This window comes from Bradyrhizobium prioriisuperbiae (assembly GCF_032397745.1).
In the GTDB taxonomy this organism is placed as follows: Bacteria; Pseudomonadota; Alphaproteobacteria; order Rhizobiales; family Xanthobacteraceae; genus Bradyrhizobium_A; species Bradyrhizobium_A prioriisuperbiae.
This window is the reverse complement of sequence record NZ_CP135921.1, coordinates 2,031,703-2,046,775: the sequence shown is the minus strand read 5'-3', so window position 1 is coordinate 2,046,775 and position 15,073 is coordinate 2,031,703. Positions and strand designations below refer to the sequence as shown.

Genomic DNA, 15,073 nt, shown 5'->3' with positions numbered 1-15,073 from the left:
GGTGTCACCAAAAGCTTTCCCGCTTTCTCCAGGTCTTCAATACTCAGGTCTTCAGTATCGGTCGTCTGAATATCCGCGTCTTCAATATCGTCGTCTCAAGTGTCGTGCATCGTCAGGTCATCCGTGCAGATCCCGGCGTCGAAGGAGGCAGCCATTCCAGGCCGCGATACCGCCGGATGAGATTGGCATTGTCGTTCGCGGGATCCGTCGCTCGCCAGACCAGCGGCCGCATCGCGGTGCCGGACAGCGGTCGTTTGGCGTAAGCGAGGATCATCATGAAGAAGAATGCGCCGATGAAGCCGATGTTGAAATTGTCGGGCTCCAGGCACTGGATGACCAGGGTGCTGGCGAGCGCCAGTCCGCAGATCAGCGATCGCCGGTCCGGAAATTTGAGGCCGAACCAGATCAGATAGGTCGTTCGAATCAGAACGGCTGTAAGCAGCAAGCCGCCGAGCAGCAGCCCGAAGTCCATGAAATAGGACAGAATGCCACTGTGCACGGAATGCATGTTGTATCGGCTGGAGCGGAAGCCGTAGCCAAAGAACGCGAACTTATCCATCGAATCGAAAAACGCGTTCCAGGAATCGGACCGGCCGGTGAAGCCGGAGAAGATGCCGCGATCGGGATCCAGGATCGCGAGTTGCTCGCTCAGCCGGCTCACCAGCCGGCTGCCGTCGAACACCAGCATCATCACGCCGAGCCCGATCGGCAGTCCGATCAGGGCTGCGGCGAGCAGCCGCAGCAGTTTATCGCGACCGGTACGGCTCGCCGGAATACCGGGGAACGTACAGCATATGTATCCGGCATAGAACAGCAACAAACCGATCATGATGGTGCGGGCGCTCACCATATAAGTGGCGGCGAGGCAGAGCACGAACACCGGCAGGCTGACCCGACGAATCAAGATGCTGTGCACGACAAGGGCGATGTAGGCGTAGCGTCCGTAATGGTTGGGATGGATCAGCCCGACCCATCGATAATCGTGAAAGCCCTGCACCAGTGCCGCGATGATTAGTCCGGCGCTGAGGGCGACGAACGCCATGGTCAGTGCGTTGTCGACATCGTGCTCGGCCGCCTGCCAGAAGCATATGCACAGCACGAAGCCACCGAGTGTGACGATGTACTGGGTGACTTGGGATATCGAGTCCGGATAATCGCCGAGCAGGACTGTAAACAGCATAACCAGGCAGGAGAACACCCAGAGAAACACCAGCGCGGCCTGAAAGTGGGTGATCACTGTCATGGCGCCATGGCGCGCGAACACCAGAAGACCGATCAGCAGGGCCGGCACGGCGACAAACAGGCCGGCCCCGCCGACGTCGACCATGGTGGTGTCGCCGGCGCGCAGGCTCTCCAGCATCGCGGGTGTGCCGCGGACGCCGGGAAGGAAAATCACGCCGATATAGACGACGAAGCCGATCCCGGCCGAATTCAGGAAGCCGCCCATCAGCAGATTGCGCAGCAGCACGATATTGACGACGATCGGATTGAGCAGGTTGTTCATGCCGCGCCCCTGCGTATGGCGGCGCCCGACGACTGCGCAAACAGGAAATCGGCCTGGATCGGCCCGTGGGTGGCGTCTTCGTGCTGGTTGTAGACCCCGGCCAGGTGGAAGCCGTGGCCGTCCATCCAGCGCGCGATTTCCGGATACAACGGCTGCCCTTCATACAACGGCAGGTACGAGCATTCGACATAGACCACGTCGAACAGGTTCAGGAGGTCCGCCGAGCCGCGCAGCACGTCGAGTTCGGCGCCCTGGACGTCGATCTTCAGCAGCGCAGGCCCCTGCAACTGCCTGCCGCTCAGGCATTCCGACAGCCGCCGCACCGACACCTGCTCGGTGCGCGCCACGGTGATGCCGAAGATCTGGTTCTGCGCATCGGTGGGACGCAGCAGCGAGGAGGAATCGTCGCTGCTCGCCACGAAGATGGTCTTGTCGCCGGCATGGTCTCCGATCGCACTGTTGAACAGATGGACGCGATCCTCGCTTCCAAGATAACGCTTGAACAGTTGTGCCGGCCCGTCCAGTGGCTCGAACGAATAGATCTGCGACTGCGGGAACATCGACCGTGCGAAGGTGGCAAACTGGCCGCGATTGGCGCCAACGTCGACGACGGTGCGGAACGTGAAGCGCCCGAGTGCACGGGTGTGCTCGATCGCAGGCGCTACCCCGTGCAGCATCTGCGGCCACAGCCGTGGGCGCAGCATGCAGTAGGCGCCTTTCTTCAGGGTCATCCATTGCATGGCGTCTGTTCCCTGCCGGCCGGATATTGCCGAGACTCAGCCATAGGCGCCTCGGTATCTCTGCACGGTCTGCGATTTGTCGAAGGTCTTGCGTGCGTACTGGATGGCGCCGGCGCTCAGCTGCGACCATTCCTCGCCCATCGCATAGATGGTGGCGAGCTTGTCGACGAAAGCCGAGGTGTTCGACAGCGACAGCGCCCAGCCGGCATGGCTCGCTTCGACATCAGTCCACGGGCTGCGGTCGCTGATCAGCACCGGCACGCCGAGATGCAGCGCTTCTACGATCGAGTGGCCGAAGTTCTCGCCCAGCGTCGGATGGAGCAGCACGTCGTAACTGGGAAGGGCCTGCAGCAGGGCGTCCTTGCTGACATTGCCCTTGAAGCGAATCTCGCAGGGCCCGGTGCCGGCCTGCATCATGGCGACGCAGCGCTCGTAATAGGCGGTGTCCGCGGTGTCGCCGAACACGTCCAGGATGGCGGGAACCGGCAGATGGCGCAGCATCTCGATGGCGGCGATCAGGTTCTTCTGTTCGGTGACCCGCCCCACAAAGGCGATCTTCAGCCGGTTGCGGGGCTTTGCGTTGCGTGGCTGGGCGGCGGGCAGCGGCTCAACGAACTGCGAGACCACGGCGACATTCTGGGATCGCCGATGGTTGCGGTCGATGTCGCTTTTCTCGCCGGGAGATCCAGCGAGATGAACCACGTTGCGGTACAGGCCGATCAGATCCGAGAACCGGCAGTAGAGCGTCTTGCGCGGCCGCCGCGTCCCCATGATGACGTCCATGAAGATGCCGTGCGGCGTGTGGAAGATTCGGCTGTTGCCGCTCAGGCCCAGCTTGCACAACAGCAGCGCCGGGATCGCCAGCAGCGGATCGAAGGCGCACTGGATATCGACCACGTCGAATTCCTCGGCCAGCCGGGCGGCGAGGATGCGAAGGCCCTTTATTCCCCTGGGCACGTATTCGATCACCACATGCGGCATCACAACGCGCAAATGCGGCTGCGCGAACAGCCGGGATCCGGTCGCGAAGTCGTGGTTCAGCGTCAGGATATGAAAATCGTAATCGGCGCTCATGTTGTCGACGAGATTCTTGATCGCGGTTGCCGGGCCCAGATGCGACTGCGACGGAAAGTACGATCGATAAATAATCAAAACGCGTTTCTTGCTCATTGGCGTCGCGCCCCGTCGAAGAGCATGCACGACGTCCAATTACGAACGGTTAAGGCGGCCTGGCGCGCGTGGCCCGCCAGGCATCGCGTTGTCGATCGGGATTTGAAGTAACGTGATCTCTGCAGCATGATCGATACCGGTGTGGCGCGTAGTTCTACCGACGCACGGGCTTGATGGAGGGGCGCGCCGTCTCCTCCGGCAAGGGCTTGTCAGCCGATTGCGAGGTGTGGCGGCCGTTGAGGACGCCAGCGAAAACGCTCTCGAAGCGCGCGGCGACACGGTCGATGTCGAAGGCCGCCTCTGCATAGGCGCGGGCATTGCGGCCGGCATCCTCGCGTAACTGGCGATCTCCCAGAAACAGCCGTACCGCCTGGACGAACGACGAGCGGTCGCCGGCATTGACGACGCGTCCGGCGTCGCAACCGCGAATGATCCGCGCGGCGAGGTTTTCCGGCGGCGACGACAGCACGATGGGACGGCCGCCGCAGAGATAGCTCAGGATTTTCGACGGTACGGAAAAAACGCCGGCGTCTGGCTCGAGAACCGCGATGGCGATATCGGCGCTGCCCAGCACATCGGGAAAATCCTCGAACCGCTGGAACGGCAGCACCAGCACCCTGGAGAGGTCCAGGAGTTTGCACTGCTTGCTCAGCCAGTCCGCGTAGGGGCCTTCCGAGACCACCACCAGCATGGTGTCGGGCTCGCTCTGCAGATTCAAGGCGAGGTCGAGCAGTTGATGCGGATCGTGCTTCAGTCCGATGGTGCCGCTATACAGGATTACTTTTTTGCCGATCAGGTCGTGGCGGCGGGCCCAGCTGTTGTCCTTTGGCCGCAGCGGCAGCCTGGCGATCGGCGCCCAGTTCTCGATCACATGGACATTGCGCGCCGACAGCGAGAGCTCCTGGCGGATGGTGTCGACGAAATCCTGGCTGATGACCACAATGGCATCACTGGCGCGCAACGCATTGCGCTCGATGCGCCGGTAATGCCGCCCGATCAAACGCCCGAGCCAGCCGATGCGCTGGCCAAGAATCCGGCCGATCGCCGCGGAATAGATGTCCTGCTGCCAGAATACGAATTTCCGGCCGTTGCGGCGCGCGCTGCGTCCGATCTCGGCAACGCTGTCCAGCGGGCAGTTTCCGGCCAGCACCACTTCGGGCGCGAAAGCCTCGATCTCGGCCGCGAACACGCGTCCGATCGCCACCTCCTGAAAGCGCCGGCGCAGGAACGAATATTTGTGAAACGGCTTGCCCAGCGAAACCGGTTTGATCGTCAGGCTGGCCGGATCGTCGGCATTCATTTCCAGCTCGCCATGTGGGCTCTGAAATTCGGAGAAGTGCAGATGCATCACCTCGTGCCCGCGTGAAGCAAGCGCGCGGGACAATTGCACGGCAAATGCATGCCCGGAGTAGTCGACCACAGCGATACGCATAACGACCTACCTGTTGAATGAAACGCGTGTTATCCCGCGTTTGTGTATGTCTTCTTCGAAAACAGCGTGAGCAGGATGATCTGGAGATCGAACCACAGCGACCAGTTGTCGACGTAGTAGAGGTCGCATTCGATGCGCCGGATCATCTTGTCGATGGTGTCGGTCTCGCCGCGGAAGCCGTTCACCTGGGCCCAGCCGGTCAGGCCGGGTTTCACGTTGTGCCGGCGCGAGAACAGCTTGATGTGCGAAACGAACATCGCGTTGTGTGAAATGGCATGGGGGCGCGGCCCGACGATCGACATGTCGCCGCGCAGCACGTTCATGAGCTGCGGCAGTTCGTCGACGCTGGTGACGCGCAGCAGCCGTCCCAGCCGGGTGATGCGCGGATCGCCCTTGGTTGCCTGCAGGAACGCGGCGTCGGGCGCGGTCCGCATCGAGCGGAACTTGATGACGCGGATCGGCTGGTTGTTGTAGCCGTGCCGGGTCTGCGTAAAGAGAATCGGTCCCCGGGAGTCGAGCTTGATCGCGATGGAGATCAGCAGCATCAAGGGGGAGAGAATGATCAGCCCGAGTATGGCCGCGACGATGTCGAAACCGCGTTTGACCGCGAGGCCGAGCGGCGACATCGGCGGTCGCGACAGGCCGATGGCGACGACGCCTGCGACTTCTGCGAGATGCGCCTGCGCCCACCAGCCGAGGTTGCGGCGGGGGACCGCGTAGACAGCGGCGGGAATCTCCATGAATGATGCCGTGATGCGTGACAGCTCGTGCTGGCGCGCCTCGTCCGCCAGCAGCACCACGTCGTCGGCCTGCAGCGCACGGCACTCCTCGACCAGTGTCGACGCGATCGAGTCCACGGTCGTGCAGATCTGGCCGTCCGCATCGCGGGGCGGGATCTGGCGGCAGATGATCTGGATACCGGCGCCGGAGAAGCGGAGCTGGCGGGCATAGTCTTCGAAATGCTTTTGCCGGCCGATCAAAACCACTCGCCGGCCATGGATCAGTCCCCTGGCGGCGGCAGACTTGAATCGCTCATAGGCGACCAATCGGAACACCAGAACCGCCGTGCAGCACAACAGCATCTGGAGCAACAGGATGTTTGGAGAATACATCGTGGGTACGCCACCAATGAACAGGAGCGCTGCAAGCAGCACGAAAGCGGACACGACGGACGCGAAGCCCATGCCGAGATAGCGATTCGGCGTTGGCTGCTGGATCAGGCGGAACTGGCTGGACGCAACCGATATCGCAACCTCGCTTGCACCGACGAAGATCGCCGCAGCGATCGTGAATTTGCCGACCTGCAAACGAGGGTCAGCCGCGACGTGATATCCGATGGCCACCAGGGCCGCGATTGCGAGCGAGAGGAATTCGGCCAGGGCAATCGTGACATAGGCGACGGTCAGTGTCGGTGCGTTAAAATGGCGGAGTAAAAAACTACCAGTCGTTAATTTGTTTCGCTCGATTGTAGCAGGACGCGACACCAGAAAGCTGCCTGTGTGCCTGAACAACGACATGACGCAGGGAAACTCCGATCAACGAGAATACGTCGATCTACACCGCAGAGTTTAGAACGATAAGCGAATGCGAAAAACGCAATTAATTTGTATGCGTTTCTACGTGAGCTGGCGGACGTATGTACCGCGTGACGGTATCATCGCCATCATTTGCAATTGTCGCACCCGCAGTCGTTTACCAGTGTGGCGTGCGGTCCGATCGCAACGCATCATCGAGATGCGAGTCACGTATCGCGTGGCGCAGCCTGAGCAAATGCGCTGCCATGGGTCGCCTGCACCGAGCGACACGCGGTCGCGCGTGCAGCTTGTCCTCAGTCGACGCGCATGCGCGCGCCGCCGCCCTCGCGCCAAGCGAATTTTCGGCGAATGTCGTCGGTCAGAACGACGCCAAGTCCCGGTTGCCGCGGCGGGTGAATGAAGCCATCGCGGATGTCGAGCGGTTCGGCCAGAAGCGCGTCCCGTAACGGGAAGCCCCACGCGGGATATTCCTGGATCACGACGTTCGGCTGGGTGAAGGCCCAATGCACATTGGCCGTGACCGTCGCCGCCGAGCCCCACGCATGCGGCGCCACTTTCAGGCCATGCGCCGCGGCCGCAGTGGCAATGCGCTGGCTTTCGACGATGCCGCCGGACGTGCAGGCGTCCGGCTGAACGATGTCGAGCGCGCCGGCGCGAAGGAAATGCATGAACTCGCCAACACCGAATGATGTCTCGCCACCGCTGATCGGAATCGATGTCGCGGCGCGAACCCTGGCATACCCCTCATAGTCGTCTCCGCCGCAGGGTTCCTCGAGCCAGGCAATGTCGAAGGGTTCGATCGCGCGCGCGAAGCCGATGGCGGTTTTGGCGTCCCACGGATCGGGGTGTGATCCCATCACGGCGTCGACCATCAGCCTGGTGCCCGGGCCAAGCACCTCGCGGCACAGCCGGACTTTGTCCACTGCGCGCGCAAGGTCGGTCGAGACCCGGATCTTCACGGCGCGAAATCCATCGGCGAGATGGATCTCCATCTCCTTAATGACGGCGTCGCGGGGCTTGTCGAGGCCGGCGGAGGCATAGAGCGGCAGCCTGTCGTGGGCGAGACCGCCGATCAGTTTCCAGACCGGAAGCCCGGCCGCCTGCCCGGCGATATCCCACAGTGCGTTCTCGATGGCGCTGATCGCGTTGATGGAGGCGCCGACGCGCCCCCAATAGAGGCTTCGCGAGCGCAGCTTGTGGGCCAGCTGCAAGGGCTCGCAGGGATCTTCGCCGAGCAGCAGCGGCGCGAAGTGTTCGAGCATGGCCTTGGCGGCTTTCGGATAGAACCAGCCGCCGGCGTAGGTGTCGCCGATGCCGGTAAGACCGGTATCGGTGGAGATGACAACCAGCGCCGCATTGGTGATCGTCATCTCGCCGCCGGACCATCGCACGATGTGTTCCTCCGCGAGCGGGGCGCTCAGCAAAACACCTTCGACCTTCGTGATTTTCATCCCTTGAACTCCATTGGCATGCGGCTCGCGGCCCTGATTTGACCTCCGATGCCACGTGGGCTTTTTCCCGCTTGGGAAAAACCGTACCGAGCCTACCATTCCCGTCGGCTTTCACGATCTACGAATCGCACCGGTTTTACCAGGAACCGCCACATGCCCAATCGACTGCGTTTCATCAATCCCGCAGCACTGTCGAAGCCCAGTGTGCTGAACGCGAAGTTCCTGTGATTATGCGGCTAGCTCTTTCAGGAACTTCGCGTTCATAAAGCACACTAGAATCATAAAGTTGCTAGTGTCCTTTTCGAATTCGAAGTTCGTTCAGGGGTGCGGTAAATGATGCGAACTTCGAATTCGGGACACTAGCGGCTTTTCGCATATCGCGTTGGGCTCCGCCCGGGAGCTCGCATTCATTTCCGGACAGGTTGCCTACGACAGCGACGGCAACATTGTCGGCATCGGTGATCTGGCCCGGCAGACACGGCAGGTTCTGGAGAACCTCTCGCATGCGCTCGATGCGGTCGACGCGACATTTGACGACATCCTGAAGTTCACCTTCTTCGTGAGGAATTTGTCCGAAGAAGCGGTTGCGACGATCCGGAAGGTACGAACCGAATATCTGTCGTCGAGCAATCCGCCGGCCAGCACCATGGTCGGCGTGGCGGCGCTCGCCAAGCGGGATCTGCTGCTCGAAGTCGAGGCCTATGTGGCGGTGCCGTCGAAGCTTGACTGACCGCATGGCTGGGATGGGCGATCGGCGTCGTAAGGTCTGGAGTCAGTAGCCGCGCGATCGGTCGACAACATTCGCAAGTGGCAGGCCGCGTTCGAAATCGGCGATTTGTCTCGCGACGTATATCGAAATGGCGTCGGCATCGGTGTCGGCCGCGTTGTGCGGCGAGATCGTCACGCGCGGATGGGTCCAGAGCGGGCTGGTGACGGGAAGCGGCTCGGTCTCGAACACATCAAGGGTGGCGGCATTGAGCGTGCCGTCCTCGAGGCAGGAGAGGATATCGGCTTCGTTCTGCAGGCCGCCGCGGCCGGCATTGATCAGGATCGGGCCGCCGAGCGGGCCGTCTTTCGCCAGCTGCGCGAACAGCGGGCGATTCAAGATATGCCGTGTGTCCGGCGTCAGCGGCAGCAGGCAGACCAGGATGTCGGTGCGCGCGAGGAAGGGGCGTAGGCCGGCGGCGCCCGCGTAGCACTCGATGCCGGGCATTGTCTTCGGGCTGTTGCTCCAGCCCGCCACGCGAAACCCAAGCCGGGTCAGCACATCGGCGGCGTCGCGGCCGAGCACACCGAGTCCGAGCAGCCCGACCCGCACGGCGCCGGCCGCCCACTGCTGCGTCGGCTTCCATTGCTTGTGCTGCTGGCAGCCCGCCAAATAACTTTGCTGGCGATGGTGCATCAGCACATGCATCACGATGTATTCCGTCATCCGCTGGGTCAGGTCGTCGACGGCGACACGGACCAGCGGCACATTGGGCATCTGCGTGTCGGCCAGCACCGCATCGACGCCGGCGCCCAGATTGAAAATGACCTTGAGATTGGGAAACCCAGCCAGTTCTCCCGGCCTCGGTTTCCAGACCGCCGCATAGGAGATCGATGCGGCATCGAACCCTTCTTCGGGCACCTGTACGATCGGTCGTCCGGGACAGGCCGTGGTGAACCGCGCCTTCCAGCGCTCGTTCGACCAGTTGTCGGTGCCGCCGCGGATCAGCAAAGCGAGTGCGCCGGATGACGGCCCGGATGATGTCATGGGAGTCTCGTCGGGGTGTGATGCTGCACTCATAACTCCGGCTCCGGCGATGTCAAACCGGGAGCACCGGTCCTGCCTCGCGCCCTTCGCGCATGCGTCGGTGCCTGCCAAAGAAGCTTGCCTTTTCAAATATTCTTGTTTCAATTTATTACGCAGGGGCCAGATCGCGCCCCGGATTTTCAACACCCAGGACGAATGGAGCTGCATGTACGACACCATCATCATCGGTGCGGGGTCGGCTGGCTGTGTGCTGGCGAACCGGCTGAGCGCGGATCCGGCGCGGCGGGTGCTGCTGCTGGAGGCTGGAGGACCCGCGCCGCAGGCCGCCGCCATACCGTCCGACTGGACCACGATGTTCAACACCGGCGTCGATTGGGGCTATCACACCGAGCCGCAGCCCGGCTGCCGCGGCCGCCGGATCTTCTGGCCGCGCGGCCGCATGATCGGCGGCTCCGGTTCGCTGAATGCGATGATCTACATGCGCGGCTTGCCATCGGATTATGACGGCTGGGAGGCGATGGGGTGCCCCGGCTGGGGCTGGAACGACGTGCGCCCGACTTTCCTGTGGTCGGAAAATAATGGCCGCCTCGGTGACGATCCGCATCATGGGGCCACGGGGCCGCTGGCCGTGAACGATTGCCCCTATCTCGATATCGGCGAACGGCTGTGGCTGGCGTCCGCGCAAGCGGCCGGACACCGGCTGAACACGGATTTCAACGGCGCGTCGCAGCAGGGCGCCGGCCTGTTCCAGTTGACGGTTCGCAATGGCGAACGGTTCGGCACCGCCAAGGCCTATCTCGCGCCGGCGATGGCGCGGCCAAACCTGACCGTTAAGACCCATGTGCTGACGACCCGCATCCTGATCGAGCAGGGACGGGCGGTGGGCGTCTCCTATCTTGAAAACGGGCAGCCGGTCAGCGTCTTCGCTGCGAGCGAAGTGATCCTCGCGGCCGGAGCCATCGCGTCACCGCATCTGCTGATGCTGTCCGGCATCGGACCTGCGGACGAGCTGCGCGGCGCCGGTGTCGCGCCGGTTGTTGATCTCCCCGGTGTCGGCAAGGACCTGCAGGATCACATCTGCGTCGTGGCGTCGTTTGCCGCGAAGCAGCCGATCGGCCTTGGCGCCATGGCCGACGAGGATTTCGCCAGCTCATTCATGGAGTGGAGCGACAAGCGGACCGGCCCGCGGACGTCGAACTGGGCCTCCGCCGGCGCGCATGTCTGCTCGCGGCCTGGCGTGGAGCCCGATCTGCAGCTCTATGGCGTCGCCAGCCCGCATCGCGATTACGCCCGGTTTCTGTATCCGGGCTCCGGCTTCTCGCTGTTCGCGGTGCTGCAGCGGCCCGAAAGCCGCGGCGAGATTCGCCTGCGCTCGGCCGATCCGATCGCGCATCCGGCAATCGATCCCCGCTATTTCGCGAGCGATCCGTCGGGCGCCGATCTGGCGACCCTGGTCGAAGGCATCAGGATCAACCGGGCGATCGCAGCCGCCGAACCGCTCGCCGGCATGATTTCGCATGAGCTGTCGCCCAGCGCCGAATGCGAGAGCGACGAGGAGATTATCAGCCATATCCGGGGCCACTGTATGACACTCTATCATCCGTCGAGCACCTGCCGCATGGGCGCCGACCCCATGGCGGTGGTCGATCCCGCCTCGTTCCAGGTCCATGGCGTGGATCGGCTGATGGTCGCCGACGCCTCGGTGTTCCCGAAGATGATCTCGGCCAACCTCAACGCCACCGTGGTGATGGTGGCGGAGCGTGCCGCGATGGCCATCCTGGGCGGGGCGGCGACGGCTTGACCCTGCCAGCGACGTCACTGCTGGCGAGCAGGACGGTCTTTGCTACCGGGCCGTGCTGGCCCGGGCGGCAAGCGGCGTGATAGGTCTCGATCACCGGCTGTCGCCGGGCTTGTGTGGGGGCACAGGGGATGAGACCGCGCTGGCGTGTTGCGGCATTGGGGCTGCTGGTGGCTTACGCTGCCGGCGGACGGGTCCCCGCGACTGCCGCGGAAGCGCTGACGCTTCCTGGTGTGATCGGCAGCGGCGATTTTCGCCAGGCGCTGTTGCCCGCGCCGGGTCTTTACGGCGCGCTCAGCATGTTCGGCGCCAATGTCGACAAATATCATTTGTCGACATCCACCGAGACGCAGATGTCCGGCAGCCAGTTCGCCGGCGGTGCCGCGTTGGCCTATGTCTATGACGCCGAGGTGTTCGGTGGCCGCATCGCCTCGACGCTCTCGGTGAGTGCCCAGGAACTCTGCATCAAGGTGACCGGCCCGACGCAATGCGTCCAGGGCTTGCGCGACATGTATTCCGATCTGCTGCTCTGGAGCCGGCTGTTCCCGAGCGCGCACTTCGCCGCGCAGCCCAAAGACCTGCCGCAGATCCCTTATGGGCTCGCTGTTCAGTTCGGGCTCGGCACGGTCTTTCCGACCGGTGCCTATTCGGCACAGCGGTCGGTCAATAACAGCGGACATGTGTTCGACGTCACGCCCAATATGGCGCTGACCTACACCGTGCCCAGCATTTTCGGCGGGATGTTGGGGCGTGCCACCGAGATCAGCGCTCGCACTTTCTACAATACCTACAGCCGCAACGACGCCACCGGCTATCACAACGGCAACGTGGTCAATATCAATTTCGCGGTGTCGGAGCGGTTCGATAGCTATCAGGTCGGGCTCGTGGGGTTGTACGTGGCCCAGCTTAATGACGACACGCGCAATGGCATCCGTGTTCCGCCGGATGGCCGGCGCGCCGAATTGCTCGCCCTCGGTCCGGCGGTCTCCTACACCTTCAAGGTCGACGAGCACCCGTTCACCGTTACCGTCAAAAGCCTGATCTCGGTGTATGGCGCCTACCAGACCGGCGGCGAGACCTTCTCGATCAGGCTCGGGACGAAGCTGTAACGTCGTCGTGTTTTGGCGTTGCCGCGCTATCGGCTTTTCCGATAGTCGCATCGCGATTCGATTTTTGACTTGGCGCGATCATGGCAGACATACTGATGCCGCTTGCACTGCGGTTCATCGGTATGGCACCCAGATATTCAACGCTACGCGCGCATTTTGCTGAATCCGAGACGGAGAAGCGCGGCCATGCCGGACGACGCTGATATCCTGATCCGCAATGCCCGGCTGCGTGGATGTGCCGATGCGGTCGTGGATATCGCCGTTGCCGATGGCTTGATCACCGGAATCGGAGAGAGCCTTGCCGTGGACGCCCGCACGACGATTGATGCCGGGGCAAACCTCGTCACGCCGGCCTTCGTCAATCCGCATTTGCATCTCTGCAAGGTCTGGACGCTGCCGATGATGTCCGAGGCGGCGCTCGCGGCCTATCACGGCGCCGGGATGAGCGAGGCGCTCAGCGCCATCGATCTCGCGGCGGGCGTCAAGGAGAAATACGACGCGTCGTGGATCATCCCGAACGCGCGGCGCGCGGTGGCGCTGGCCGCGCTTCACGGCAATCTGCACATCCGCGCCTTCGCCGACGTCGATACCAAGGCGCGCCTGCAAGGCGTCAAGGCGCTGCTTGCGGTGCGCGAGGAGTTTCGTGGCATCGTCGACATCCAGGTCGTGGCCTTTGCGCAGGACGGCATTGTCCGCGAACCCGGTACCGATGCGTTGATGCGCCAGGCGATGGAAATGGGAGCCGACGTCGTCGGCGGCATCCCGTGGATCGAGCCGACGGACGCTGCCGCCAGGGCGCACATCGACTTCTGCTTCGATCTCGCCACCGAGTTCGATGCCGATGTCTCGATGCTGCTGGATGATGTCGGCAACGCCGATATGACGACGCTGGATCTGATGTCCCGGCAGGCGCTGGCGCGCGGCTTCGAGGGACGCGCGCTGGCGCATCACTGTCGGGCGATGGCGCTCTATTCCAATACTTATTTCGAGGAGCTCGCGGATCTGCTGCGGCGGGCGCGCATCAGCATCGTCAGCGATCCGCACACCGGCCCCCTGCATGCGCGGGTCAAGGAACTGCTGGGGCAGCGCGTCAATGTCTGCCTCGGGCAGGACGATATTTCGGACGCCTACTATCCATTCGGCCGCAACAACATGCTGGAGATCGCCTTCCTCGCCTCGCACCTTTTGTGGATGACGCGCGAGCGCGAGATCGATGCGCTCTATGACATGATCACGACCAATGCGGCGACGGCCATGAACGTCAGGGGATACGGCCTCGACGTCGGCCATCCGGCCAGTCTCGTCGTGCTGGATCAGCCGAGCGTGACCGAGGCGCTTCGCTTTCACGCACCGCCGCGCGTGGTGATCAGCCATGGACGAGTGGTTAATACCGAGCACATGCGCGGCCTCGCCAATGTCGGTGGCAGGACCTGATGGCTGCCGCGGTGGTCAGACATGAGTTGTTTGGAGCCGGGCTGCTCAGAAAATCCGAAGCCTGCCGAAACTTTGAGCGCGGGGAACCGTGGCGCCAGGCGCTATCGTCGGCGCGGGCCCTCAAGACACGTCAGGCAAAACACCATCGGAACGGGGATGCGACATGAGCAACGTGCTTGAAGCGGCAAGAGTGCAGTCGGCCAGTCTGCCGGTGATCGATATCGGAGGCCTGTCGTCGGACAAATTGTCCGATCGCGAGGCGGTCGGTGCCCGGCTGCGCGCGGCGTGCCTGCACAACGGTTTCTTCTACATCAGCCATCATGGCGTGTCGGACCAGCTCGTCGCCGACGTCTTCGCCGAGGCGGCGTCGTTTTTCGAGCTGCCGCCCGAGCGCAAGGCGGAGGTCGACAAGTCCCGCTCCAAGGCCAATCGCGGTTATGAGCCGCTGCAGGGGCAGACGCTGGAGCCCGGCGCGCCGCCCGACCTGAAGGAGGGATATTACATCGGCCCCGAGCACGCCGCGGCCGATCCCCGGGTTCTTGCCGGCATGTTCAATCACGGCGCCAACCAGTGGCCGGCCTCGCGGCCGCGGTTCAAGCCGGTGATGGAGGCCTATCTCGAGGTGATGCTGGCGCTGTCGGAGCGGATGATGAGCGGCATCGCGCTGTCGCTGAGCCTGTCCGAAGACTATTTCACCGGCTATTGCACGGATGCGATGGCCACTGTGCGGTTGCTGCACTATCCGCCGCAGCCGGCGCAGGGCGTTCCCAACCAGAAAGGCGCCGGCGCCCATACCGATTTCGGCGGCCTCACGCTGTTGCGGCAGGGCGATATCGGCGGACTGCAGGTCTGGGATCAGGGGACCAGTGGCTGGATCCATGCCGATCCGGTGCCCGGCACCTTCGTGGTCAATCTCGGCGACATGATCGCGCGCTGGACCAACGATCGTTACCGCTCGACCCTGCATCGCGTGGTCAATGCCTCCGGCCAGCAGCGTTATTCGGTGCCGTTCTTCTATACCGGCAACTACGCCCACAAGGTCGAATGCATTCCAACCTGCCTTGCGCCCGGCGAGCAGCCGAAATATCCGCCGATCACGGTGGAGGAGCACATGCGGGCGATGTACCGGCGCACGTACAAATAGGTC

The 15,073-nt window shown here is 63.1% G+C and carries 12 protein-coding genes; 5 read left to right on the top strand and 7 right to left on the bottom strand.

What is annotated here, in order from left to right:
- Nucleotides 1-112: 112 nt before the first annotated feature.
- The 6 genes from RS897_RS09560 to RS897_RS09535 form a co-directional block, all read right to left on the bottom strand.
- Nucleotides 113-1,504, bottom strand: a complete 1,392-nt coding sequence (locus RS897_RS09560) for a hypothetical protein (protein ID WP_315836325.1) — start codon at nucleotides 1,502-1,504, stop codon at nucleotides 113-115.
- A complete protein-coding gene (locus RS897_RS09555) occupies nucleotides 1,501-2,244 on the bottom strand; it encodes an FkbM family methyltransferase (RefSeq protein ID WP_315836324.1) in 744 nt (247 codons plus the stop codon). Before RS897_RS09555 ends, RS897_RS09560 begins: the two co-directional genes overlap by 4 nt.
- A gap of 36 nt (nucleotides 2,245-2,280) precedes the next feature.
- Entirely contained in the window at nucleotides 2,281-3,414 is a 1,134-nt protein-coding gene (locus tag RS897_RS09550) for a glycosyltransferase family 4 protein (protein WP_315836323.1), read from the bottom strand.
- Nucleotides 3,415-3,568: 154 nt separating this feature from the next.
- Nucleotides 3,569-4,846: a glycosyltransferase family 4 protein gene (locus RS897_RS09545; protein WP_315836322.1), complete on the bottom strand. Its 1,278-nt coding sequence runs from the start codon at nucleotides 4,844-4,846 to the stop codon at nucleotides 3,569-3,571.
- Nucleotides 4,847-4,875: 29 nt separating this feature from the next.
- A complete protein-coding gene (locus RS897_RS09540) occupies nucleotides 4,876-6,363 on the bottom strand; it encodes an exopolysaccharide biosynthesis polyprenyl glycosylphosphotransferase (protein WP_315836321.1) in 1,488 nt (495 codons plus the stop codon).
- 311 nt (nucleotides 6,364-6,674) lie between these two features.
- Entirely contained in the window at nucleotides 6,675-7,832 is a 1,158-nt protein-coding gene (locus tag RS897_RS09535) for a mandelate racemase/muconate lactonizing enzyme family protein (protein ID WP_315836320.1), read from the bottom strand.
- Nucleotides 7,833-8,181: 349 nt separating this feature from the next.
- On the opposite strand from RS897_RS09535, the gene RS897_RS09530 reads away from it, so the two are divergent.
- The gene (locus RS897_RS09530) at nucleotides 8,182-8,562 is read left to right on the top strand and encodes a RidA family protein (protein WP_315838571.1); all 381 of its coding nucleotides are present in this window, start codon (nucleotides 8,182-8,184) and stop codon (nucleotides 8,560-8,562) included.
- Nucleotides 8,563-8,604: 42 nt separating this feature from the next.
- Here the strand turns inward: RS897_RS09530 and RS897_RS09525 are convergent, their stop codons facing one another.
- Nucleotides 8,605-9,585 carry a 2-hydroxyacid dehydrogenase gene (locus tag RS897_RS09525; RefSeq protein WP_315836319.1) on the bottom strand — a complete coding sequence of 327 codons (981 nt, stop codon included), beginning with the start codon at nucleotides 9,583-9,585 and terminating at the stop codon, nucleotides 8,605-8,607.
- A gap of 205 nt (nucleotides 9,586-9,790) precedes the next feature.
- Between RS897_RS09525 and RS897_RS09520 the strand changes: the two genes are divergently transcribed.
- The 4 genes from RS897_RS09520 to RS897_RS09505 all read left to right on the top strand — a co-directional run bounded on the left by RS897_RS09520 (nucleotide 9,791) and on the right by RS897_RS09505 (nucleotide 15,070).
- Complete coding sequence (locus RS897_RS09520; RefSeq protein ID WP_315836318.1) at nucleotides 9,791-11,386, top strand: GMC family oxidoreductase; 1,596 nt, start codon at nucleotides 9,791-9,793, stop codon at nucleotides 11,384-11,386.
- 128 nt (nucleotides 11,387-11,514) lie between these two features.
- Nucleotides 11,515-12,492: a SphA family protein gene (locus RS897_RS09515; RefSeq protein WP_315836317.1), complete on the top strand. Its 978-nt coding sequence runs from the start codon at nucleotides 11,515-11,517 to the stop codon at nucleotides 12,490-12,492.
- Nucleotides 12,493-12,678: 186 nt separating this feature from the next.
- On the top strand, nucleotides 12,679-13,926 hold the full coding sequence (locus RS897_RS09510) for an amidohydrolase family protein (RefSeq protein ID WP_315836316.1): 1,248 nt from the start codon (nucleotides 12,679-12,681) through the stop codon (nucleotides 13,924-13,926).
- 163 nt (nucleotides 13,927-14,089) lie between these two features.
- On the top strand, nucleotides 14,090-15,070 hold the full coding sequence (locus RS897_RS09505) for an isopenicillin N synthase family dioxygenase (protein WP_315836315.1): 981 nt from the start codon (nucleotides 14,090-14,092) through the stop codon (nucleotides 15,068-15,070).
- Nucleotides 15,071-15,073 lie beyond the last annotated feature (3 nt).